The sequence below is a fragment of the Micromonospora sp. CA-269861 genome (assembly GCF_050948505.1).
Taxonomy (GTDB): Bacteria; Actinomycetota; Actinomycetes; order Mycobacteriales; family Micromonosporaceae; genus Micromonospora.
The window spans coordinates 3,079,749-3,101,581 of sequence record NZ_CP192014.1 but is presented as its reverse complement, the minus strand read 5'-3'; the positions used below and the strand labels follow the sequence as shown (position 1 = coordinate 3,101,581).

24 protein-coding genes and 1 pseudogene are annotated in these 21,833 nt (G+C 73.6%); 7 read left to right on the top strand and 18 right to left on the bottom strand.

What is annotated here, in order from left to right:
* Position 1: 1 nt before the first annotated feature.
* From ACQP0U_RS14355 to ACQP0U_RS14345, 3 genes are read right to left on the bottom strand one after another with little or no spacing between them, the layout of a single operon-like run.
* Positions 2-352, bottom strand: coding sequence for a DUF3140 domain-containing protein (locus tag ACQP0U_RS14355; protein ID WP_357351511.1), 351 nt, complete (start codon positions 350-352; stop codon positions 2-4).
* Entirely contained in the window at positions 352-570 is a 219-nt protein-coding gene (locus ACQP0U_RS14350) for a hypothetical protein (protein WP_433319489.1), read from the bottom strand. Before ACQP0U_RS14350 ends, ACQP0U_RS14355 begins: the two co-directional genes overlap by 1 nt.
* Positions 567-3,125: an ATP-dependent Clp protease ATP-binding subunit gene (locus tag ACQP0U_RS14345; protein WP_433319486.1), complete on the bottom strand. Its 2,559-nt coding sequence runs from the start codon at positions 3,123-3,125 to the stop codon at positions 567-569. The genes ACQP0U_RS14350 and ACQP0U_RS14345 overlap by 4 nt, the downstream gene beginning before the upstream one ends.
* A gap of 140 nt (positions 3,126-3,265) precedes the next feature.
* Between ACQP0U_RS14345 and ACQP0U_RS14340 the strand changes: the two genes are divergently transcribed.
* The 5 genes from ACQP0U_RS14340 to ACQP0U_RS14320 all read left to right on the top strand — a co-directional run bounded on the left by ACQP0U_RS14340 (position 3,266) and on the right by ACQP0U_RS14320 (position 8,540).
* Positions 3,266-3,658, top strand: a complete 393-nt coding sequence (locus ACQP0U_RS14340; protein WP_433319483.1) for a hypothetical protein — start codon at positions 3,266-3,268, stop codon at positions 3,656-3,658.
* Between the two features lie 152 nt (positions 3,659-3,810).
* The gene (locus tag ACQP0U_RS14335) at positions 3,811-4,071 is read left to right on the top strand and encodes a hypothetical protein (RefSeq protein WP_030332749.1); all 261 of its coding nucleotides are present in this window, start codon (positions 3,811-3,813) and stop codon (positions 4,069-4,071) included.
* A gap of 5 nt (positions 4,072-4,076) precedes the next feature.
* Positions 4,077-5,213 carry a hypothetical protein gene (locus tag ACQP0U_RS14330; RefSeq protein WP_433319480.1) on the top strand — a complete coding sequence of 379 codons (1,137 nt, stop codon included), beginning with the start codon at positions 4,077-4,079 and terminating at the stop codon, positions 5,211-5,213.
* A complete protein-coding gene (locus ACQP0U_RS14325; RefSeq protein WP_433319477.1) occupies positions 5,206-7,881 on the top strand; it encodes an FtsK/SpoIIIE domain-containing protein in 2,676 nt (891 codons plus the stop codon). Before ACQP0U_RS14330 ends, ACQP0U_RS14325 begins: the two co-directional genes overlap by 8 nt.
* Positions 7,878-8,540: a hypothetical protein gene (locus ACQP0U_RS14320; RefSeq protein WP_433319474.1), complete on the top strand. Its 663-nt coding sequence runs from the start codon at positions 7,878-7,880 to the stop codon at positions 8,538-8,540. Before ACQP0U_RS14325 ends, ACQP0U_RS14320 begins: the two co-directional genes overlap by 4 nt.
* A 43-nt stretch (positions 8,541-8,583) precedes the next feature.
* Here the strand turns inward: ACQP0U_RS14320 and ACQP0U_RS14315 are convergent, their stop codons facing one another.
* The 12 genes and pseudogenes from ACQP0U_RS14315 to ACQP0U_RS14260 form a co-directional block, all read right to left on the bottom strand.
* On the bottom strand, positions 8,584-9,861 hold the full coding sequence (locus ACQP0U_RS14315; protein WP_433319471.1) for a cupin domain-containing protein: 1,278 nt from the start codon (positions 9,859-9,861) through the stop codon (positions 8,584-8,586).
* Between the two features lie 9 nt (positions 9,862-9,870).
* The gene (locus tag ACQP0U_RS14310) at positions 9,871-10,176 is read right to left on the bottom strand and encodes a hypothetical protein (protein ID WP_030490939.1); all 306 of its coding nucleotides are present in this window, start codon (positions 10,174-10,176) and stop codon (positions 9,871-9,873) included.
* Between the two features lie 187 nt (positions 10,177-10,363).
* Complete coding sequence (locus ACQP0U_RS14305) at positions 10,364-10,792, bottom strand: DUF2267 domain-containing protein (protein ID WP_433319467.1); 429 nt, start codon at positions 10,790-10,792, stop codon at positions 10,364-10,366.
* A complete protein-coding gene (locus tag ACQP0U_RS14300) occupies positions 10,785-10,970 on the bottom strand; it encodes a hypothetical protein (RefSeq protein WP_433319464.1) in 186 nt (61 codons plus the stop codon). Before ACQP0U_RS14300 ends, ACQP0U_RS14305 begins: the two co-directional genes overlap by 8 nt.
* 116 nt (positions 10,971-11,086) lie before the next feature.
* The gene (locus tag ACQP0U_RS14295) at positions 11,087-11,959 is read right to left on the bottom strand and encodes a DUF72 domain-containing protein (protein WP_433319461.1); all 873 of its coding nucleotides are present in this window, start codon (positions 11,957-11,959) and stop codon (positions 11,087-11,089) included.
* Positions 11,960-12,007: 48 nt separating this feature from the next.
* Positions 12,008-12,406, bottom strand: coding sequence for a TraR/DksA family transcriptional regulator (locus tag ACQP0U_RS14290; RefSeq protein ID WP_091408390.1), 399 nt, complete (start codon positions 12,404-12,406; stop codon positions 12,008-12,010).
* A 164-nt stretch (positions 12,407-12,570) separates the two neighbouring features.
* Positions 12,571-13,232, bottom strand: a pseudogene (locus tag ACQP0U_RS14285) (uridine kinase).
* Between the two features lie 41 nt (positions 13,233-13,273).
* A complete protein-coding gene (locus tag ACQP0U_RS14280; protein WP_433319458.1) occupies positions 13,274-13,879 on the bottom strand; it encodes a winged helix-turn-helix domain-containing protein in 606 nt (201 codons plus the stop codon).
* 248 nt (positions 13,880-14,127) lie between these two features.
* The gene (locus tag ACQP0U_RS14275; protein ID WP_433319455.1) at positions 14,128-14,685 is read right to left on the bottom strand and encodes a winged helix-turn-helix domain-containing protein; all 558 of its coding nucleotides are present in this window, start codon (positions 14,683-14,685) and stop codon (positions 14,128-14,130) included.
* A gap of 50 nt (positions 14,686-14,735) precedes the next feature.
* Entirely contained in the window at positions 14,736-15,224 is a 489-nt protein-coding gene (locus ACQP0U_RS14270) for a rhodanese-like domain-containing protein (RefSeq protein ID WP_410818349.1), read from the bottom strand.
* Between the two features lie 42 nt (positions 15,225-15,266).
* Positions 15,267-15,722, bottom strand: a complete 456-nt coding sequence (locus tag ACQP0U_RS14265) for a cysteine dioxygenase (RefSeq protein ID WP_433319451.1) — start codon at positions 15,720-15,722, stop codon at positions 15,267-15,269.
* A gap of 112 nt (positions 15,723-15,834) precedes the next feature.
* The gene (locus ACQP0U_RS14260) at positions 15,835-16,212 is read right to left on the bottom strand and encodes a signal peptidase I (RefSeq protein ID WP_433319448.1); all 378 of its coding nucleotides are present in this window, start codon (positions 16,210-16,212) and stop codon (positions 15,835-15,837) included.
* A 108-nt stretch (positions 16,213-16,320) separates the two neighbouring features.
* Between ACQP0U_RS14260 and ACQP0U_RS14255 the strand changes: the two genes are divergently transcribed.
* Positions 16,321-16,668, top strand: coding sequence for an ankyrin repeat domain-containing protein (locus tag ACQP0U_RS14255; protein ID WP_433320833.1), 348 nt, complete (start codon positions 16,321-16,323; stop codon positions 16,666-16,668).
* 31 nt (positions 16,669-16,699) lie between these two features.
* Positions 16,700-17,650, top strand: a complete 951-nt coding sequence (locus ACQP0U_RS14250; protein WP_433319445.1) for a DUF3500 domain-containing protein — start codon at positions 16,700-16,702, stop codon at positions 17,648-17,650.
* Between the two features lie 193 nt (positions 17,651-17,843).
* On the opposite strand, the gene ACQP0U_RS14245 is transcribed toward ACQP0U_RS14250, so the two are convergent.
* From ACQP0U_RS14245 to secA2, 3 genes are all read right to left on the bottom strand, one after another.
* Positions 17,844-18,329 carry a DUF2231 domain-containing protein gene (locus tag ACQP0U_RS14245; protein WP_433319442.1) on the bottom strand — a complete coding sequence of 162 codons (486 nt, stop codon included), beginning with the start codon at positions 18,327-18,329 and terminating at the stop codon, positions 17,844-17,846.
* 263 nt (positions 18,330-18,592) lie between these two features.
* Positions 18,593-19,333: a GAF and ANTAR domain-containing protein gene (locus tag ACQP0U_RS14240; protein ID WP_433319439.1), complete on the bottom strand. Its 741-nt coding sequence runs from the start codon at positions 19,331-19,333 to the stop codon at positions 18,593-18,595.
* Positions 19,334-19,514: 181 nt separating this feature from the next.
* Positions 19,515-21,806 carry an accessory Sec system translocase SecA2 gene (secA2, locus tag ACQP0U_RS14235; RefSeq protein WP_433319436.1) on the bottom strand — a complete coding sequence of 764 codons (2,292 nt, stop codon included), beginning with the start codon at positions 21,804-21,806 and terminating at the stop codon, positions 19,515-19,517.
* Positions 21,807-21,833: the final 27 nt, after the last annotated feature.

Here is a 21,833-nt window from a genome sequence, read left to right as displayed (position 1 = left end):
CTCAGCGTTCGACGAGCGGGTCGTGACCCAGGTCGAGCAGGGAGTGCCGCCAGGTGTCGTCGGCGTTGCCCCGCGACGGCTTGGCGTCCATCAGCTCGCGGATCCGCTCGACCGCCTCCCGCATCACCTCGATGTCCTCCGGGGTGAGGTCCACCTTGCGCTTGTTGAGCACCTTGAGGATCTCCCGACCCGGCTGGGGCAGATCGAGGTTCGGGTTCGGGCTGAACGACTCCTCCCCGGAACCCCGGGTCAGCAGCCAGGTCCGCAGCTGCTCCGACGGGACGTTGACCTCGGCGTGGAAGTCCTCCCAGAGCACTTCCACCTCGGGGTCGAGCCGCGCTTCGCGTACCATCAGGTCTCCTCTCCGGGCGGTGGCCCGGACGTCTCCGGGTCGTCCTGGTCGGTCTTCGGATGCAGGCCCTCCGCGGGCACCCGGGTGCGGCGGGGGTTCGCGGTGGGCGGCGCCAGGATCGGGTCGGGATGGTCGTCCTCGTCCCGGGTCTTCGCGGGCTCCGCGCGCTCGTGCGGGTCCTCGTGTTCGTCGCTTCGCGCCGACCCTGACCCGCTCATCGCGGGTGTGTGGTCGTGGCGGCGGTGTACCCCCGCTCGCCCGCGGTCACGTCGAAGGTGAGCGCGCCGTCGCGGACGTCCACCGTGACCTTCTGCCCCGGCGAGATCGCCGACTCCAGCAACATCCGGGACAGGTGGTTGTCCACCTCCCGCTGGATCACCCGGCGCAGCGGGCGGGCGCCGAACTCCGGCTGGTAGCCGTGCTCGGCGAGCCAGTCGATACCGGCGGTGGTGAACTCCACCTGGAGGTCCTGGGCGTGCATGCGGCGGCGGGTCTCCTCCAGCAGCAGCGCGGTGATGTCGCGCAGCTGCTCGGCCTCCAGCCGACGGAAGATGATGACCTCGTCGATGCGGTTGAGGAACTCCGGGCGGAAGTTCTCCTGCAGGCGGCGCATGAGCCGCTCCCGCAACTCGTTGCTCTCCTGCTCGCTGCCCACGTCCCCGGTGCCGAAGCCGACCGAGCGCTGGGCGCCGGTGATCAGCTCCGAGCCGAGGTTGCTCGTCATGATCAGTACGGTGTTCTTGAAGTTCACCGTACGACCCTGGCTGTCGGTGAGCCGCCCGTCGTCGAGCACCTGGAGCAGGATGTTGAACACGTCCGGGTGGGCCTTCTCGATCTCGTCGAGCAGCACCACCGCGTACGGGCGGCGTCGCACCGCCTCGGTGAGCTGCCCGGCCTCCTCGTAGCCGACGTATCCGGGTGGCGCGCCGACCAGCCGGCTGACAGTGTGCCGCTCCTGGAACTCGCTCATGTCCACCCGGACCATTCGGTCCGCCTCGCCGAACAACGCCTCGGCCAGGGCCCGCGCCAACTCGGTCTTGCCGACACCTGTCGGACCGAGGAACAGGAAACTGCCCATCGGCCGCTCCGGGTCGGCCAGCCCGGCCCGGGAGCGACGGACCGCCTCGGCGACCGCGGTGACCGCGTCGTCCTGACCGACCACCTTCTGGTGCAGGTGACCCTCCAGGCGCAGCAGCCGGTCGCGTTCCTCCTCGGTGAGCTGGCTGACCGGGATGCCGGTGGCCCGGGAGACCACCTCGGCGATCTCCTTGGGGCCCACCTCGGGCACCTGGGAGCTGGACGAGCCGTCCTCGCCGTTGGCGCGACGGATGTCCCCCTCCAACTCGGCGATCCGGTCGCGCAGCGCGGAGGCCCGCTCGTACTGCTCGTCGGTGACGGCCTGTTCCTTGTCCCGGCGTACCTCGTCGAGTTCCTGCTCCAGCTCGCGCACGTCGGACGCGGGGGTGCGGGTCCGCAACCGCACCCGGGCACCGGCCTGGTCGATGAGGTCGATGGCCTTGTCCGGCAGGAACCGGTCGGTGACGTACCGGTCGGACAGTTCGGCGGCCGAGACCAGCGCCTCGTCGGAGAAGCGCACCTGGTGGTGGGCCTCGTACCTGTCGCGCAGCCCGCGCAGGATGGCGATGGTGTCGTCGACGCTCGGCTCGGGCACGAGCACCGGCTGGAAGCGCCGGGCCAGTGCGGCGTCCTTCTCGATGCTCTTGCGGTACTCGTCGAGCGTCGTCGCGCCGATCACCCGCAGCTCACCGCGGGCGAGGGCGGGTTTGAGCATGTTGGACGCGTCCATCCCGCCCTCGCTGCCGGCGCCACCGGCCCCGACCAGGGTGTGGATCTCGTCCATGAAGATGATCAGCTCGTCCCGGTGCGCCCGGATCTCGTCGATCACCTTCTTCAGCCGTTCCTCGAAGTCGCCCCGGTAGCGGGTGCCGGCGACCAGGCCGGCCAGGTCGAGCTGGACGACCCGCTTACCGAGCAGGGTCTGCGGTACGTCGCCGTCGCAGATCCGTTCGGCCAGCCCCTCGACGATGGCGGTCTTGCCGACGCCGGCCTCGCCGATCAGCACCGGGTTGTTCTTGGTACGCCGGGACAGGATCTCCACGGCCTGCTCGATCTCGTCGGCACGTCCGATCACGGGGTCGATCTGGTCGTTGCGGGCCAGGTCGGTGAGGTCCTGCCCGTACTGGTCCAGGGTGGGGGTGCCGCGGTCCGGCTTCGGGCCGTTCATCGGCCCGCGCTCGGCGTTGGCGGCCTGCAACGACTCGGGTTGGATCCGGCCGGCGGCCAGCATCCGCCCGGCCGGCGACTCCGGGTTGAGCGGCAGCGCCATCAGGATGTGCTCGGGGCCGATGTAGTTGGCGCCCATCGCCCGGGAGAGCTGATGGGCGTCGAGCAGCGCCCGCTTGGCGGCGGGGGTCAACGACAGGTTGGGCGGCACCTCCCCGCGCGGCGCGCCGTCGCCCTTTCCGCCGAGGGCGTTGAGCAGGGTGTCCGGATCGGCCCCGACGCGGCGTACCAGGTCGCGCAGCTGTTCGCGTTGCAGCGCCGCCCAGAGCAGGTGGTCGGTGTCCAGGTCGCTGCTCTGCCGTTGGGCGGCCCGGCGGGCCGCGTCGGCGAGCATCTCCCGGGCGTCGGCGGTCATCAGTCGGGTGATGTCGACCCGGTGCGGCGGTCGGCGCCCTCCCTCGCCCCGGCCGAAGTACCTGGCCAGGAATTCGTCCCACGGGTCGGAGCCGATGTCACCGGGTCCCATCATGTCTGTCCTCCGCGGTAGGGCTCGGCACGGTCGGCAGGGGCTACCCGGCGCGCGCCCCGACAAACGCCGCAGGTGGCGGAGCACCGGCATCCCGGGAGTGGCGTCGGGCCTGGGCCGGCGGTTGGTGGCAGGCTGGCGGGATGGATGAGACCCCGCTGCTGATCGTGGATGGCGCCAACGTGGTGGGCTCCCGCCCGAACGGGTGGTGGCGTGACCGTGCCGGGGCCGCGGCCCGATTGCGCGACTCGCTCGCCCCGGTGGCGACCGTCGGGTTGCCGGCCCGGCTGACCGCCCCGGTGGAGGTGGTCCTGGTGGTCGAGGGGGCCGCGCGGGACGTGCCGGGCACCGAGGGCGTCCGGGTGGTCTCCGCCGCCGGCTCCGGCGACGACACGGTGGTCGAGCTGGTGGAGGGCGCGCCGCGGCGTCGTCGGCTGGTGGTCACCGCCGACCGGGAGTTGCGCGGGCGTGTGACGGCGCTGGGCGCCGAGGTGTACGGCCCGCGCTGGCTCCGCGAGACACCGACCAACAACTGAGAAGTTCTCGCACTGGGACTCCCACAGATCGGACTCCCGGCACTTCCGAGGGCCTTCCGGACAGGCGGGCAGGAACACCGACAGGGCGGATGTTCTTTCGGAACCGCCGATAGGCTCTAATGGAGATCTCCCCGCCCCCAGGAGGTTCCGCCGTGGCGAGCGTCGCCGAGCTGAAGGCTGCCATCGATGTCGCCCTCCAACAGATCGGGGACGGGCAGACAGCCGTGCAGGCGGCCGGCGAGAAACTGTCCGAGGCGCAGCAGACCCTGGCCGGGGCGCTGGAGGGCAGCGGGCACGAGACGGTGGAGGCGGCCCAGGCGTCGCTGACCCAGGCCAGCCAGGAGCTGGAGGAGTGTCTCGCCGCGACACTTGTCGCGGTGGAGCAGGCGCAGCTCTACGTCTCCACCCTGTAGGCCGCATGTCCATCATCGAGGATGTCGGCGGGCAGGTCCGTGCCGCCACCGAGGAGTTCCCGGTGGCCCTGCTCGGGCAGGCGCTGGAGAAGTTCGGCCTGGCCGCGGAGCGGCTGCGCTGGGTACGGCAGGAGTCGGCCAACCCGATGGGGGTGCCCGAGCTGTCCGCCGCCACCGAGCACGCCGAGAGCGCCGGCTACGCGCTGCGGGTGGCGCAGGAACAGCTGTCGTCCTACCTGACGGCGATCGGTCTCGGCGCGGACGGCGGCCCGGCCCCCCGCCCTGAGCAACGCGCTCCCCGGCACGACACGCCACCGGCGTCCGGGCCCACCGCTGTCGCGCCGGAGCCGGCCGAGCAGGTGCGCATGCGCCGCTGGTGGTCGGTGCGGGTGGCCGAGCTGACCGGCGGGCGCGAGGGCGCCGACGACGAACCCGACGAGCGGGTGGACGACTCCCAGGAGTTGCTGCGCCGCGTGGTGGGTGGTGTCCGCTCCGGCGACCGGGACCGGCTCCGCAGGGAGCTGCGCCGGGCCCCGGCCGACGTGGGGCTGGGCATGGCGGCGCTGGCGCCACCGCTGCTGCGCGAGCTGGCCGGCGAGTTGCTGGGGCACCCGCCCCGCGCCACCGACCTCGGGCGGCTGCGCGGCGAGTTGGACGGGCGCGTCCGCGACCTGCTGCCCGGGCTGCCGCCGCCGGTGCTGGAGACGCTGCTGACCCGGGTGTGCCGGATGCCGCCGCCGCGCGCCTCCGGGGAGCCACCGCACGCCGCCGACTCCGCGGTGACCGCCGGGGTGGCGACCGCCCTGCTGCTCGCCCGCCTCGGCCGGGACCTGCCGGCGGGCGGCGCGAAAGACCCGGCGGGCGCCGGCGAACCGGCCGGTGCGGGGCCACGAGGCGGCGCGGGGCAACCGGCCGGTGCGGGGCAACGAGGCGGCCCGGGGCAACCGGGCGGGACCGGGCGGCCGGCGGGCGCGGTTCCCCGCGCCGGCGGTGCGGTACAGCGGCCGGGCACCGCCAGCGCACAGCGCTCCGGGGGCCTGCCACCGCGCTCGGACGGCCCGCCGCCACGCCCCGGTGTGCCGCCGCCGCGCTCGGGCAGCCCCTGGCGGGACGCGCCGAGGCGTCGGGGCTCCGATGGCTGACCGGCGCGGTCAGCTGGCCAGCCGGGTCCGGGACACCCTCGCCGAGGCGTTGGGCGCCACCCGTACCCGCCTGTCCGCCGCCCAGGCCGACCTGACCGCCGCGCGGGAACGACTGGCCCGGGTCCAGCGGGCGGCGTCCGCCGTACCGGAGCGGGTGGGCGCCCAACGGGACCGCCGCATCGCCGAGATCGACGCCCGCTACTCGACCCGGATCGCTCAGCTGGCCCGGCGGGCCGCCGACGCGGCCCGCCAGGAGGCGCCCGGCTGCGCGGGTGCCGACTGGGCGGGATGGGCGCCGACGCCCGCGCGCCGAGCCGAGCCGCCCGGCGCGCTGCGGGTCGGCACGGTCCGGGTCGACGGCGTCGACCCGGTGCCCGCGCTGGTGCCGCTGCTCGACGCCGGGCACGTCCACCTCTCCGGGGACGACCGCGCCGGCTGCGACGCGGTGGTGTCCGCGTTGCTGCTGCGGGCCGCCGGCCGTGCCGACCCCGGGGCGGTCCGACTGATCGGGTACGACCCGGATCAGCTCGGCGGTGGCCTGGCCGGGTTCGCCCCGTTGGGCACGGCGGGGCTGCTCACCTTCGTCGGCCCGGGTGGGCTGGGCCCGCTGCTGGACGACCTGGTGGAGCAGATCCGCCGGATCAACGAGACGGTCCTCGCCGGCGAGTACGCGTCGCTGCGTGAGCTGGCGGCGGCGACCGGCCGACGACCCGAACCGTGGCGGGTGGCGGTGCTGCTCGGTGGTGAGGAGTTGAACCGCCACGAGCGTGGGCAACTGGACCGGGTGGTGCGTGCCGGCGCGGCCTGCGGCGTACACCTGGTGGTGCACGGTGTGCCGTTGCCGGAGGATCCGACGGTGACCCGGGTGGTGGCCGGGGTGTCCGGCGCGCGGATCGGCGGCTCGGCCGGGCTGCCGGTCCGGCTGGACCCGCCGCCACCGGCGGCGCTCGTCACCGAGACCTGCCGGGACGTCGCCGCCCGGGTGAACGCGGGCCCACCGCCGACCCCCTTCACCGACCTGCTGCCCCCGCCGGAGCTGATGTGGCGGGAGGACTCCGCCGACGGGCTGACCGCGCCGATCGGTGAGGGTCCGCACGGCCGACCGGTGCGGTTGACGCTTGGCGACTATCCACCGCACGCGCTGATCGGTGGGCCGTCCGGCACCGGCAAGACCAACCTGATCTTCGCGTGGATCGGCGCCCTGGCGGCCCGCTACTCCCCCGCCGAGCTGGAGTTCTACCTACTGGATTTCAAGGAGGGGGTCTCCTTCGCGCGGTTCGCACAGGGCCGACGCGACCCGAGCTGGCTGCCGCACATGCGCCTGGTCGGCATCAACGTCAACACCGACCGGGAGTTCGGGTTGGCGCTGCTGCGCTTCCTCGCCGAGGAGTTGCGCCGACGCGCCGACGCGGCCAAGAAGCACGAGGTGACCAAGCTGGCCGAGCTGCGGGCGGTCGACCCGACCGGGCACTGGCCCCGGATCGTCGCGGTGGTCGACGAGTTCCAGATGTTGCTGGCCGGCCGGGACGTGGTCGCCCGGGAGGCGGCCGACCTGCTGGAGGACCTGGCCCGCCGCGGCCGGTCCCAGGGCATCCACCTGGTCCTCGCCTCACAGGACGTACGGGGCATCGAGGCGCTCTGGGGCCGTCCCGCGCTGGTCGCCCAGTTCACCCTGCGCATCGCGTTGCCCAAGGCGCTGCGCATCCTCGCCGAGCGCAACGACGCGGCGCAGTCGCTGCCGCGCTGGCACGCGGTGGTCAACGCCGAGTCGGGCATGGTGGAGGGCAACGAGGTCGCCCGCATCCCGTCGGCCAGTGACTGGGAGACCTGGAGCGGGTTGCAGCACCGGCTGTGGCGGATGCGGGCACCGGACGCGGCACCCGCCCGGCTCTTCGACGGCGACGCGATCCCGCGGCTCGCGGACGCCCCGGACTTCCGGGCGCTCGCCGTACCCCCGGACGGGACCACGCCGCGCAACCCGGTGGCGCTGCTCGGCGAGATCATCGACGTCCAGTCCCGCTCGGCGGCGCTGCGGCTGCCGCGCGCCCCGGGGCGCAACCTCGCGGTGCTCGGCACCCGCGTCGACGAGGCGTGCGCGGTACTGGACGCGGCGGCCCGGTCGCTGGCCCGTCAGCACCCGCCGGGCACCGCCCGGTTCTCCATCGCCTGCCTCGACCCGGACGCCGACCCGATCGCCCGCGCGCTCTACGACGACCTGGGCGACGACGCCGCCTGGTACGACGAGGAGACCGTCGGCGAGCTGATGGCCGAGACGGCCGACGGGCTGAGCGGCCCGGGCAGCCCGCACTACCTGCTGCTGTTCGCGGTCGACGCGGCGGCGGGTGCGCTGGCTGCCCGCGCGGGCCGGCGTACCGGCCTGGAGCAGCTGCGCCGGATCATGCACGACGGGCCGGAACGACGGACGCACGTGCTGGCCTGGTGGCGGGGCGTCGCCCGGATGCGCGCCGACCTCGGTGGGCCGGCCGCCCGGACCGACCAGATCGGCGCCTGGGTGGCGCTGGACGCGCACGGCGGCGAGTTGGGCTCGTCGCTCTACCCGGGCACCGGCGGCCCGGACTGGTATCCCCGCCCCTGGCGGGGGCTCTTCTTCGACCGGGCGGTCCACCGCACCGGACAGGTGATCATCCCGTATGGACCGACACGATGAACGAACCGGTGACCAGCGAGACGTACGCGGCGCAGCTGCGGCGACTGGCCGAGGTGACCGCGCGGGTGCGCGAGCAGCGTGCCGAGGCGCACACCTGGCACGAGCGGCAGTGCGCTGCCGCCGAGCGGGCCGTCGCCGACGCCGCCGAGCAACTCCAGAGCGCCGAGGAGGAACTCGTCGCCGCCCGTGAGCAGCAGGAACGGGTCGACGCCGAGGTGGCCCACCTGTGGCAGCAGGTCCGCTCGCGCCTCGGTGCCCGCCGCCTCGGCGGCCCACCCGCCCCGGCGAACGGCGTCGGGGCCACCGACCCCGTGCCGCTGCTCGCCAGGGCCCGCGACCTGCTCGACCGGGCCGGGCAGCCGGGCGAGCTGCCGGGCTCGGTCAACCCGCTGCTGGCGCTCTGCGGGGTGGCCGGCGGTGTGTTGGCGTACGCGCTGGGCGCCGGTGCCCGCGCGCTCGGCGTCGGGTACGGCGGCGATCTGGCGGTCGGACTGCCGGTGCTGGCGCTGGTGGTGACGCTGCTCGGGCCGTTGGTCGGTCTGGTGCCGGCGCGGGCGCTGGCCGACCGCCGGCACGCGGTGCTCGGCCCCCGACCGATCACCGTGGTCCTCGGCGCCGGTCTGCTGACCACAGCGCTGCTGCTGGTCCTCGGCCGCTGACCCGACGGCGTTCGACCCGCCACGCGCCCCCGGCCCCGCGGCCTCAGGCCGGAACCACGACCGCCTCGCGGAGCAGCCGGCGGGCCAGGGTGACCCGGTCGGCGTCGTCCGGCAGCCCGGGCAGGTCACCGACCCGGGTGACGGTGCCGGTGAGCAGGGCGCGGGCGGCCGGTTCGCAGCTCGCCGGCAGGGTGATGGTGCGGTCGAAGAGCCGCACCGCCACCGTGTCCGCATCGTGCGGCACCAACTGCCAGCGCAGGCCGGGCCGCAGGGTGACCCGGGAGTCGGCGTCGAGTGTGGCCAACGCGTCGGCCTGGGCGAGCGGGCGGATCGGCGCCGGACGGGCGGCTGGCCAGGCCCGCTGCCGCAGCCGCGCGGCGATCGCGCCCGGGTCGGCGCGCAGCAGCCAGTCCCGCAACGCCTCCACGGTCTCGGTCAGCTCCGGCTCGATGGCGTCCGGGTCGGCGACGTCGGTGCCGAACGGCAGGCTGGCCCGCAGCCGCTGATCCTCGGCGGCCAACGCCAACAACTCCTCGACCAGGGCGTACCGGGTCAGGGCGCGGATGCCCACGGTCAGGTGCAGCGAGCTGGCGTCCTGCGCCTGCGCGCTGTGCAGCCATCCTCGGGGCAGGTAGAGGGCGTCACCGGGGGCGAGCACCACGTCCAGCGCGGCCGGACCCTGCGCGGTGGCGCCGACCTCGTCGGCACGCCCACCCCACTGCTGCTTCTCCAGCGGGTCGGGCAGCACCGGTGGGTGGATCCGCCAGTGCTTGCGGCCGTCGACCTGGAGCACGAACACGTCGTGGGTGTCGTAGTGGGTGGCGAAGCCCTGACTGCCGGCCGGCGTCAGGTAGGCGTTGATCTGCAACGGCTGGTTGAGCGCGAGGCCCAGATCGCGGGCGAAGTCGACAAGCGGCGGCCAGATCCGGTGCAGACCCTGCAACACCAGCGTGGCCCCGGACGCGTACTGCTCCAGGACCCGCTCGTCGAGCACCTGGTCGCCGATCTCGGCGCCCGCGCCGCCGCCGCCGGTCCAGCGCGCCGACGCGACCAGCTGGCCGTCCTTGGCGACGCGCAGGAACGGGGTACGCAGACCGCGCCGACTCAGCAACTCGTCGGCGTCGGCGGGGCTGAGCAGGTCGGCGAAGCCGGCCGGGTCGGGCAGTTCGGTGGCGCGGGACAGCAGCGGCGTGTGCCCCCAGTGCGCGGCGGCGAACTTGGCCGGTTCGACCGAGACGCAGCGGGCCAGCGCCGCGGTGGCCTCGGCGGACGGAACCGCCGGGCGGCCGTCGTGGCCACCCGGCGGGTCGAGGTACGTCATGGCGTGCCGCTACCGGGCGCTGCCGTCAGCGCCACCGTCCTGCTGACCAGGAGTGGCACCACCGTCGGCGGGACCCTCCGCGCTGCCGTCGGCGCCACCGTCGTGCTGACCCGGAGTGGCACCGCCATCGGCGGGGCCTTCCGCGCTGCCGTCGGCGCCACCGTCGTGCTGACCCGGAGTGGCACCACCGTCGGCGGGGCCTTCCGCGCCGCCGTCCGCGCCACCGTCGTGCTGGCCGGGGGTCGCGCCGCCGTCGGCCGGGCCCTCCGCGCCGCCGCCGCCGGTGGTCTGCATGTCGTCATCGTTGAGTGCCATCGGTACTCCCTCGGGTGTGCCGCCCCGCCGTACGCCGGGGTCCGTCGTGCTGCGGGTGGTACCCCACGCGCGATCTTCTCTAACCCTCACCGTAGACGCCGGACCAGTGCGGCACCGGCGGTTCCCGGGCAGCGCGGACGACTGAGCCCGCCCGACGGCTGTCGGGCGGGCTCGCGGTGTCAGGCCGTCACGGCATCATCGTGGCGAGGTCCTTGGGCATGGTGTCCTTCACGTCCTGCCACTCCCCCTGGGTGACGTGACGGCGCAGCGTGTCCAGCACCACCTGCGTCACCCGCTCCGCGCCACCCTCGGCGTCGTACGGGAAGCCCTGCCGCACCTCGTAGAGGAAGTCGTCGCGGTTGAGCCTGATCGGCACGTCGGACGGGACCCAGCCGTCGAAGTAGATTCCTCGGACCAGCACCGGCAACTGCTGGGCGAACTCCACGCTCTCGTCCACCGGCAGCCGGTCGCGCAGCAGGTGCAGCACAGTGCGCAGGGCCGCGTACGACTGGTTGCGCCGTTCCTTCGGCCAGCCGTAGGCGTTCTCGATGTCCTTGAGAATGAGGTTCGTCTTGTCCAGCGAGGACTCGAACGCTGAGATCATCGAGTCAGCCATCGGTCGCCCCCCGTTCCGTGCTGTCCCACCGCCGGTCGTCGGTACGGCGCGGCGGCCCCACCGGGCCACGGCGGGCCCGCACCGGGCTGCCCTGCGGGGCGCGCCGGGCGTTGTCGGCCGTGCCGACCACGTGCAGGACGGCACCACGCCGTCGATCCGTCACCACTCGAACCGTCATCCCCGTCACCTCCGAGTCGTCTCCGGCGTCGGCCGTCCACGGGGGCGGCCGTACCCACCGCGTCCACCCTCCCCGCGGGTCGGGTGAGGCGGCCCCACCCCGATCGGGTGAGACGGTCAGTCCGTGCCGAGGAGCCCGGCCAGGGTCGTGGCGTTGGTCTGCGCGTAGTCCCGGTAACAATTGTTCATGAGGACGTGGGTCTGCCCGGCCTCGTCGGCGAGTTCGCGCAGTTTCGGCGCCCAGTCGGCCAACTCCCGCTTGGAGTAGTGGTAGCCGAACTTCTCGTGGATGTCCTTGCTGGTCCACTTGTCGCTGTGCCCGTGGAAACGCATGACCGCGAGGTCCGCGGTGGCGGCCAGCACCGGCGGCAGCGACGAGCGGTGGCCCTGCGGCATGTCCACGCAGACGTACGGCAGTCTGTGCTCGCGCAGGAAGGCCAGGGTCTCCTCGGCGTTGTCGCCGTCGAACCAGGAGGCGTGCCGGAACTCGTACACCGGGCGCAGTGGCGCGCAGCGCTTCGCCACCTCCAGCAGGTACTGCTTGTTGGCCCGCTTGATGGTGAACCAGGGCGGGAACTGGAACAGCAGCGCGCCCAGCTTGCCGGCCTCGACGAGCGGGTCCAGGGCGGACAGGAAGCGCGTCCACACCTCCTCGTACGACTGCGCGGGCAGGTCGTCGGGGTAGACGTTCTTCTTGTCGGTCTCCGGGCGCAGGTCCTTGTAGAGCGCGCTCACCCGGGTGGGGTGCCCGGTCAGCAGGCTGAACGCCTTGATGTTGAAGGTGAAGCCGGCCGGGGTGCGCTCGGCCCACAACCGCGCTGTCGCCTCGGCGGGCGGTGAGTAGTAGGTGGCGTCCACTTCGACGAGCGGGAACTGCCGGGCGTAGTAGGCCAGCCGCTTCTCCGGGGTGTCCGCGGTCTGCGGATACCACCCCGAGTCCAGCAGTGTGCGGTCGGTCCAGGACGCGGTGCCCACGAGGATGTCACCCATTGTGGAAGTCCATCGCGTCGCGGACCGACCGGCAACCGCTGGCGTGGCTCAGGCCGCCCGCCGCTCGCGAGTCTGCTTGCACGTCACGCAGGTGGTGGCGGACGGGAAGATCTCCAGTCGCTCCACCGGGATCGCCGCCGAGCAGCCCTCGCACCAGCCGTAGGTGCCCTCCTCGAGCCGGCCGAGGGCGTGCTCGTACTGGGCGCGGCGGTCGAGGATGGTGCGCAACAGGGACTGGGCGGTGTCCCGCTCGGCCGTCTTGGTGCCGCTGTCGGCCTGGTCGTCGCCGGCGGTGTCGCCGACCTCCACGAGCCGCAGCACCTGGCTCTGGAGCACCGCCTGGTCGTACTCCGCGGTCAGCTCGTCGTAGCGCGCCTGGAGCGACTGTCGGATCTGATCGATCTCCGTCTGGGACCGGGTCGTACCGACCGTGTCGTGGACGAGCATCGCTGCCTGCCTTTCCTGGGCCTGTGGCTCACGGTGAACCGGGCGCCGGCGGCGCGGGGCCCCGGTCACGGTCGCGTTCGGTACGCGGGCGATCACCCGCGCTCTGTGAGCCGGGCGAGTACCCGCCGGATCAGCCGTGCAAACCGACAATTTTTCGGTTGTCGTCAGTCGTTCCCGCCGGGCTCCACGAGCGCCGGTCGGCGGGGGTCGTCGGCGCGTACCACCACGTCGGCGAAGCTCGCCGGGACGACCTCCTCGGCGTACCTGTCGAAGGCCGGCAGCGTCCACTCCTGGGCTGGTTCGGTGCGTCGGCGCAGCGCCGCCGGGGACAGCTCCAGGTGGACGGTGACGTCGAAGGGCAGACCGCCGCCGAGCAGCAGCGAGCCGCTGACCAGGACGACGCCGCCGGGCGCGAGGTCGACGTAGCGGGCGCGACTGGCCCGGTCGGCGTCGGCGTCCCAGAGCGACGGGAGGAGCCGGCCGGTGCCGCCCGGACCGGCCGGGTCGAGCACCTCCCGGCGCAGCCCGGCCTCGTCGACCCAGGCCTCGTAGAAGGAGTCCGGGTTGGTACGGCCCAGCTCGAAACGCAGCGACGCGGGGCGGAGGAAGTCGGTGGCGCGGACGTGCAGCACCGGGTGGCCCTGGGCGCGCAGCGGGTCGACGAGCGCCGCGGCCAGCTCGTCGGCGCCGGCAGCGGGGCGCCGTCCACTGCCACCCGCAGCCGCGCGGGCCCGGCGGCGGAGGTCGCGGCGCGGGTCGCCGCGTCGGCCAGCCGGCCGGTCAGCTCGGTGACGAGCAGGTCGGGCGAGATGGGGCGGATGCGCACCCGACCATCCTGCCCCGCGCCGAACGCGTCGGTGCCGCCGGTCAGCCGCTGCGGTCGATGGTGACCCGGGCGTCGTCGGCCAACCGGTAGCCCACGCCGTAGACGGTGGTGACCAGCGGGACGTCCACGCCGACCTTGCCGCGCAGCCGACGCACGTGCACGTCGACGGTGCGCACACCCGCGTGCTCGTAGCCCCAGACGGCGTTGAGCAGTTGCAGCCGGGTGAACACCCGGCGCGGGTGGGCGACCAGGTGCAGCAGCAGGTCGAACTCCAGCCGGGTCAGCGGCAGCGGCTCCTCGTCGCGCAGCACCGAACGCGACGAGGCGAGGATGTGCAGCGCGGGAATGGTCGGGCTGATCGAACGGGCCGGCGACCGGCTGGCGGGCGGCTGGTCGGGACGGCGTTCGGCCGGGACCGAACCGATGATCACGCCTTCGCCCCGCTCCAGCATCTCGCGAGCGGCCTCCAGCAGCCGACGTGCCGCCGGGGTCAGCGACTCCTCACAGGCCAGCGGGATGGACAGCGTCACGGTGAGCACGGGCGCGGCGGTGTTCGCCGGGCGACGCTGGCCGCCGGGAGGTCGACCGGGCACCGCGGGTTGGGACGTATGCCATCCGGCGCGCGACGAGGCAGGGCTGACCGACATGGTCCTCCTTGGGCTGGTCCGGGTATCTCCCCACGGCCCGGGACGCCGCTTCATCGATGCTTCCCGGCGCCTGGGCGAGGGTCAAGAGGCGGCTGCGTTGCATGAATGTGACAATTGACGAACACATCGGAGCCAGATGCTCGCTCTGCGTACGAGGCCTGATGATTACAGCAGAGTCGTCGAGATGCCCCGATACGGGGGTCCCCGACCGGTTCACCAGGCCTGCCACATCGCCGCCGGACCAGCGCTCAGCTGCTGTGATCCACGCTGATCGGGGCCTCGTCGGCCAGCCGGTAACCGACCCCGTAGACGGTGGTGACCACGTCCGAGTCGGCCAGCTTGGCGCGCAGCCGGCGGACGTGCACGTCCACCGTCCGGGCCACCGCGTGCTCGTAGCCCCAGACGCTGGACAGCAGTTGCAGACGCGTGAAGACCCGGCGGGGCCGCTCCGCCAGGAACAGCAGCAGCTCGTACTCGATGCGGGTCAGCGGAATGATCCGGTCTCCCCGGCGGACCATCCGCGAGCCGGCCAGGATGCGGACGTGGTCCGCCTCGGTGGACGGCTCGGTGGACGGCTCGGCGGCGGGGCGCGGGGCCGGTCGCGGCCCCGGGACGGTGTCCTCCACGGCTCGCAGCTCACCCTCGCCCGACTCGGCCAGCTCGCCGAGCAGTTGCACCAGTCGGGCCAGCCGGGGGCTCAGCGGCCCTGGGACGAGGTCGAGGGTGATGGTCAGGGTCGGGCCGGTGCGCGGACGGGCCGGGCGCACCCCTGGGTGGCGGCGCGTGGGGATGGCGACGACGGACATGGTGCCTCCTGAGTGGCGGTACGCCCGCCACGCCGGGTGTGGCGTGACGGTCAGTGGCGCGCCCACCCGGCGTTGACCGGGGACGCGAGGGGAGAGGGGTGGTGCAGGGGGGTCGGGCCGAGGGCCGGCAGGCCGGCGATCCGCCAGGCCGCGAACCCACCGACCACATCGGTGGCCCGGTGCAGGCCGACGTCCTGCAACGCGGCGGCGGCCAACGACGAGGTGTAGCCCTCCTGGCAGAGGATCATCACCGGTACGTCGTAGTCGACGGCCTGCGGCAGCCGGGCCGGGCACCGTGGGTCGAAGCGCCACTCCAGCACGTTGCGCTCGACGATGAGCGAGCCCGGCACCACGCCGTGCGCGGCCCGCTGCGCGGCCGGGCGGATGTCGACCAGCAGCGCTCCGGTCCGGTACGCCAGGTGCGCCCGTTCCGGGTCCAGCCGGTGCAGTCGGGCCCGCGCGGCGGCCAGGATCTCGTCGATGCCCCGGGAGCCCGGCGGCGGCACGGGGGCGGGACAGTGCTCGGCGGTTATCTGCATTCTCGGTTCCTTCCGGGTGACAGGGGATCTCGGTGCGCGCGACTACCAGGACCGGCCGGCCTCGGCGACCTCGGCGACCCGCAGCCGCCCGTCCACGAGGTGGTAGCGGGTCATCCGCAGCAGCGCCGGCCGGTAGACGTGCACGCTGACCGCCGGCTCCGCGCCCCGGTTGGTCACCTGGTGCACGTGCCGGGGGCCGAAGCGGCGGCCGGCGCCGGCGGGCAGCAGTCGGGGGCGTAGTCGGCCGGCGCTGACCGTCTCCTCGGTGAGCGTGCCGCTGACCACCCGGAACGCGCCGGAGGAGCCGCCGTGGTCGTGCAGGTCGGTGCCCTGCCCCGGCAGCCAGCTCAGCGCCCACACCTCGTGCTCGTCGGTGACGGCGAGGCGGGCGTACCAGCGCTCGGCGGGGTCGAAACGCAGCGCGACCGGCCAGCCGGACAGGTCGGCCCACCCGGCGGCAACGGTGAGCAGGTCGGGCTCCGGACGGTGGTGCGTCATGGCGGTTCCTCGCGGGTCGTTCGGCGGGGTGCTCTCGTACTCTAGACGGCAAAGCCTATAGGTTTAGTAGGTAATACCGCCTGTTGGGACGCGGGTCAGCCGAACGGGTGAATCAGCGCAGCACCGGCGGGTCCGCCCGGTAGCCCGGCAGCGAGGGCCAGCGCACTGTCAACACCACCGACGCGCGCTCGGCGAACCAGGAGTGGTCCACCCCACGGGCCCACACCACGTAGTCGCCGGGCTCGGCCAGCCGGACCGTCCGGTCCGGCAACTCCACCCGGAAACACCCCTCGACGAGTACGAGCAGAGTGGTGCGTACCTCGCCGGTCGCCCACCGCGACCGGGCCTGCCCGGGCGGATGCACGCCCCACTTCACCTCGACGTCGGTGCTGTGCCGGATCTCCCCCGGCGGCGCGAAGTGCCCGAGCAGCCAACCGGCGTTGGTGGCACCGTCGACGCCCGCGTTGCCCACGTACACCGTCTCACCCATCGGACCCTCCCCCAGCGCACCGGCCGAGCAACCTATCAGGGCTCCTGCGACTAGCCTGGGGCGGTGACCGAGGACCTCGACGCCGAGACCCTGGCGTTCGCGCACCGCATGTTCGACCTCGCCCGGGCCGGCGCCACGGAGGAACTGGCGGCACAGCTCGACGCCGGTCTGCCGGTCAACCTCACCAACGACAAGGGCGACACGCTGCTCATCCTGGCCGCGTACCACGCCCACCCGGACACCGTTGCCGCCCTGCTCAGTCGCGGGGCCGACCACTCCCGGGCCAACGACCGGGGGCAGACCGCGTTGGCCGCGGCGGTCTTCCGCAGCAGCACCGAAGCGGTCCGCGCGCTCCTCGCCGCCGGTGCGGACCCGGCACACGGCAACCCGTCGGCCATCGAGACCGCGCACTTCTTCGAGCTGCCGGAGATGACGGCGCTGCTGCGCGTCGGCTGACACCGGCACGGCCTGCCGGTATACAGGGTCGGTGGAAGATCCCCTGCCGGAGCAGATGCGGGCCGCCGGCACCGCGCTGCTGACCGCGCTCGACCCCGCCGCCCGCGAGAACGCCGTGCACTCGTTCGACGACGAGGCGGCCCGACGCTGGCTGGAATACCGGCCCCGACCCCGACCGGGCGTCTGCCTCGCCGAGCTCGACGTCGTCGCCCGCAAGGCCGCGCACCGGCTGCTGGCCACCGCGCTCAGCCCCTCGGCGTACGCGCAGGCGATGGCGATCATCGCGCTGGAGGAGGTGCTGGACCGGGCCGAGGACTGGCAGCGCGGGCGGCACAGCGGCGACTACTGGGTGGCCGTGTTCGGCGACCCGGCGCGCGACGACCGCTGGGCGTGGCGACTCGAAGGGCACCACCTGTCGGTGAACATGACAGTGGTGGACGGTCAGGTCTCCCCCGCGCCGATCTTCTTCGGCGCCAACCCGGCAGCGGTCCGCTACGCCGGCCGGCCGGTCTCCCGCCCACTCGGCGTCGAGGAGGACCTGGCCCGAGCCCTGCTCGACGCGCTGGGCCCGGCCGAACGGGCCGCCGCGATCATCGCCGACGAGGCGCCGGCGGACATCATCAGTGCCACCCGTGGGCGGGTCGACGCGCCACTGGAGCCCCTCGGCGTACCGGCGGAGAGGCTGGGAGCCACCGGCCGCGCGCTGCTCGACCAGGTCGTCGCGCTCTACCTCGACCGGCTGCCGCCCGAGCTGGCCACCCGGGAGGCGGCTCGACTGGACGCCGGCCCGCTGCACTTCGCCTGGGCCGGCCCGACCCACCCCGGGCGGCGGCACTACTACCGGGTGCAGGGCGACGACCTGCTGATCGAGTACGACAACACCAGCGCCGACGGCAACCACGCGCACACGGTGCTACGCCGCCCCGCCAGCGACTTCGGCGCCGACGTCCTGGCCACCCACCACCAGTCCCACCCCCACTAACCCCACCCCACCCCGCGCCCCGCCCCGTCGATCTTGCAGTTTCGGTGGTCGAATTGCCCAGGTGGACGGCTTTTGCGAGCGCCGGAAGTGCAAGATCGACGGGGGTGAGGGTCGAGGGCGGGTGGCTTCGTTGCCCGACGCGGTTGGCCAGCCGCAGGCCAGACGTGTCGAACGGACCGGCTCGCCGGTCGGGTCAGGGGCGGGCGACCTCGCCGCTGGAGCCGGCGAGCGCGTCCAGGCCGCCGGCCTCGGCGCGACCGCTGTCGAACTGCCGCATCAGCCGGGCGCCCAGGTGCACGCCGACCCCGCCGACGGCCAGCGCGACCAGCTCGGTCACCAGGATCGCGACCGACGCGCCGCGCTGCGGGGAGTGGGACCGGACCAGCGAGGTGAGCAGGAACATGGCGGCCATCACCGCGTTCACCAGGTTGAAGGCGATCGCGGTACGGCGGGTACGGTCGCCGGGCACGTCCCACAGGTCGACCATGCCGGCCACGGCGGTCAGCGCGGCGGCGACGAGCGCGGCGACGCCGGTCCAGTAGCCGACCTCGCCGAGGAACGCGGGCCCGCCGACCACGTCGGTGAGGTCGAAGACGGCGGCGCTGACGAAGAGCCCGAGCGGGAACGTCACAAGCATCGGTTGGATGGGGTGCCCCTGCACCCGCAGCCGGCTCTGCATCGGTCCTCCCCCGGGTCGGCGCAGCTCACCTGACCAGAGTGCTACCCGGGGCCGGTCGAGGCGAAACGATGCCGCCCGACTCGCCGGTGGCAGGGAGAACGGGCACCGTGGCCGCCGCCGGCCGAGGCCGAATGGCCAGACCGGCGGGTGATCGACTCGGGTTTCAGGAAGTCGGGGCGTCCGCCGGCCCGTAACACCGCGAGTTCCAGGAACCCGACTCGATCACGGCACCAACGCGGCCAACACGGCCCGAGCGGCCGGGGTCAGTTGTCGCGTTGGCGGGAGACCGTCCGGACCAGTCGCTCGGCCACCTCGCGCAGCGGGATGTCCAGCGACGACGCGGCGGCCCGCAGCACCTCGAGGGCTTCGGCCGGCGGGCACCCGCGCTGCGTCATGATCACGCCGACGGCCTGGCCCACCACCCCCTCGTGCAGGAGCGAGGCGTCGCGTTCACCGGCGATGGTGAGCTGCCGGCTGCGGTCACGGACGGCGGCGAGGAGCAGGCCGGCGTGTTCGGCGAGCAGCATCGCGGTCAACTGGTGTTGCGGGGTCAACAGGTCCGGGGCGGCGGCGTACAGGTTGATCGCGCCGATCACCTGGTCGTCGATGTCGACCGGCGCGGAGATCACCCCCCGGACGCCGAGGTCGCGGGCGCGCGCCGTCCAGGCCGGCCAGCGGGGCTCACCGGCCAGGTCGGCGGCGAGGATCATCTCGCGACGGTGGATCGCGCTCATCGCCGGCGAGTCCGGTCCGTGACGCAGGTCGTCCAGCCCGGCCAGACCCTCGTCCGAGGCGGCCACCCCGGCCGGCTCGCCGGCCCGCAGGGCGGTGAACCCGCACCAGCGCACGCCGGCGACCGCGTCCCGGGTGACCCGGACCAGCGCCAGCAGCGCCTCATCAAAATCGGTCAGGGCGATCAACCCGGCGGTCAGCTCCCGTAACAGCGCGGCTGCTTCCAGGACGCCGAGGGTCTGCACCACCGGTTCCCGCGTGTCGAGGTTCACCGGTTCGCAGCCTCCGTGCCGTTTCGCGCCTGCCCGGCAAGCATCGTCACCTGTGTCATCGTCTGCTCTCTCCCGACTCGACCGACCAGCCCTACTACCCTGGGAAACCGTGGTCGAAACGGCGTAAATCGGGGCCCCTGCCGCACGCGGACGCGCGATCTCGGGGCCCCGACGGTGTACGTCAGCGCGGGGCGCCGCTGAGCCGCCGCCCGATCGACGCGATCAGACGGTCGAGCTCGGAGCCGAACGGGTTGTCGTGCACCAGGTACGTCCAGGTGGCGGTGGGCCGGACCAGGGTGCCGTCGTCGGGCTGCCAGTCCTCATCGAATTCGGTCTCGGTGAAGGTGGCGATGGTGCGGGCCTCGATCTCCGGGATCAGGTCGTTGAACGCCGGCACGGCGGCCCGGTGGAACTCGTCGAGCGGGTCGAGGCGGCCGAGCGCGCGCAGGTGCACGCCCTCGCGGACCTCCGACAGCTCGGCCAGGTGCTCGGCCCAGAGCCGGTCCAGGTGGTAGAGCGCGATCGACCGGGCGGCACGGGCGAGCAGGTCCTCGTCCATCTCGCCGGCCTTCTCGGGCTCCTTCTCGAGCAGCATCACCGCGGCCACGTCGCTGGTCAGCAGCCGCTCCCGGCGTGCGGCGAGGGCCTTGCGCTGCTGCTCGATCACCACGCTGTAGCGCCAGGTGTTGCGGTGGATCTCGTGGTTGACGCCCTCGGCGACCCGCTGGGCGTGCTCCACCGCGTAGTCGACCTGCTCGTCGGTCACCAGACCGTCGGCGTTCATCCGCGGCGAGGCCGGCACCGAGTCGGCGGCGTGCCGGACGACGAGGTCGTCCTCCAGGCTGACCAGGAAGACCGAGCCACCCGGGTCGCCCTGCCGGCCGGCCCGACCGCGCAGCTGGTCGTCCACGCGGCGGCTGTCGTGCCGACCGCTGCCGATCACGTAGAGCCCGCCCAGCCCGGCGACTCGCTCCTGGTCGGTCTGGTCGCTGCCGCCGAGGCGGATGTCGACACCCCGGCCGGCCATCTGGGTGGAGACGGTCACCGCGCCGTACGCGCCGGCCTCGGCGATGATCGCCGCTTCCTCGTCGTCGTTCTTGGCGTTGAGCACGACGCAGGGCACTCCGGCGGCGTTCAGCCCGGCGGCCAACCCCTCGGACTCCTTGACGTCCAGGGTGCCGATCAGCATCGGTCGCCCCTTGGCGTGCCAGCGCTGGATCTCGTCGATCAGCGCCTCGTCCTTCTCCGCCCGGGTGGCGTAGATGCGGTCCGGCTCGTCCTCGCGGATGCACGGGGTGTTCGGCGGGATCACCGCGACCTCGAGGCCGAAGAACTCCCGCAGCTGGTCGCCGACCAGCACCGCGGTGGCGGTCATGCCGCAGACCTTCGGGTAGAGCGCGATGTACGCCTGCATGGCGATGGTGCCGAGCACCTCGCCCTCGGCGGTGGCGTCCAGCCCCTCCTTGGCCTCGACCGCGGCCTGGAGGCCGTCCGGCCAGCGGCGGCGCTGGGCCACCCGGCCGCGCATCTCGTCGACCAGCTCGACCGAGCCGTCCCGGACGATGTAATCCACGTCGCGGTGCAGCAGGGCGTGCGCGTGCAGCGCCACGTTGACCGCGGAGAGCTGCTCGACGTGCTCCTCGTCGTACAGGTCGATGCCGAGCTTGGCCTCGATGGCGGCCAGGCCGGCGGAGGTGAACGCCACGCTCCGCCCGTCCTCCGCGACCGTGTAGTGCTTGCCCTTGCGCAGGCCACGGACCAGCGCGGCGGCGGCGTGCACCGGGTCCTGCTCGCCCGGCACCGCGCCGGCCAGGACCATCGGCACCCGGGCCTCGTCGATCATGATCGAGTCGGCCTCGTCGACGATGGCCGTGGTCAGCGCGGGCTGCACCCGGTCTTCCACGTCGGTGACCAGCTGGTCGCGCAGGTAGTCGAAGCCCGCCTCGCTGACCGAGACGTAGGTGACGTCGCAGGCGTACGCGTCGCGCCGCTCCTGCGGGGTGGAGGCCTCGTTGACCCAGCCGACGGTGAGGCCGAGCAGGGTGTAGACCGGCTCCATCCACTGGGCGTCGCGGCGGGCCAGGTAGTCGTTGATGGTGAGCACGTGCACCGGACCGTTGCCGAGCCGGACGTGCCCGTACGCGGCGATCGTGGCGGTCAGTGTCTTGCCCTCACCGGTGGCCATCTCGGCGACCTTGCCGGAGAGCAGCGACATCGCGCCGAGCAGCTGCACGTCGTACGGCCGCTGGTCGAGGCCACGGCGGGCGGCCTCGCGGCCGACGGCGCAGATCTCCTCGTAACCGGCGGCGGCGCCCGCGGCCTCGGTCAGCTCGGCGTCGTCGAGCGCGGTGAGATCAGCCTCGCGCGCCTCGATCGCCGGGAGCAGTTTCTCCAGCGGAGCAAGATCCACGGTCGAGCCGGGGCGCTGGAGGAACCGCCGGAACTTGCTCTTGAACCGTTGCGACACACCCATGAGCGGCAACGGTACGCGATTCCGGGC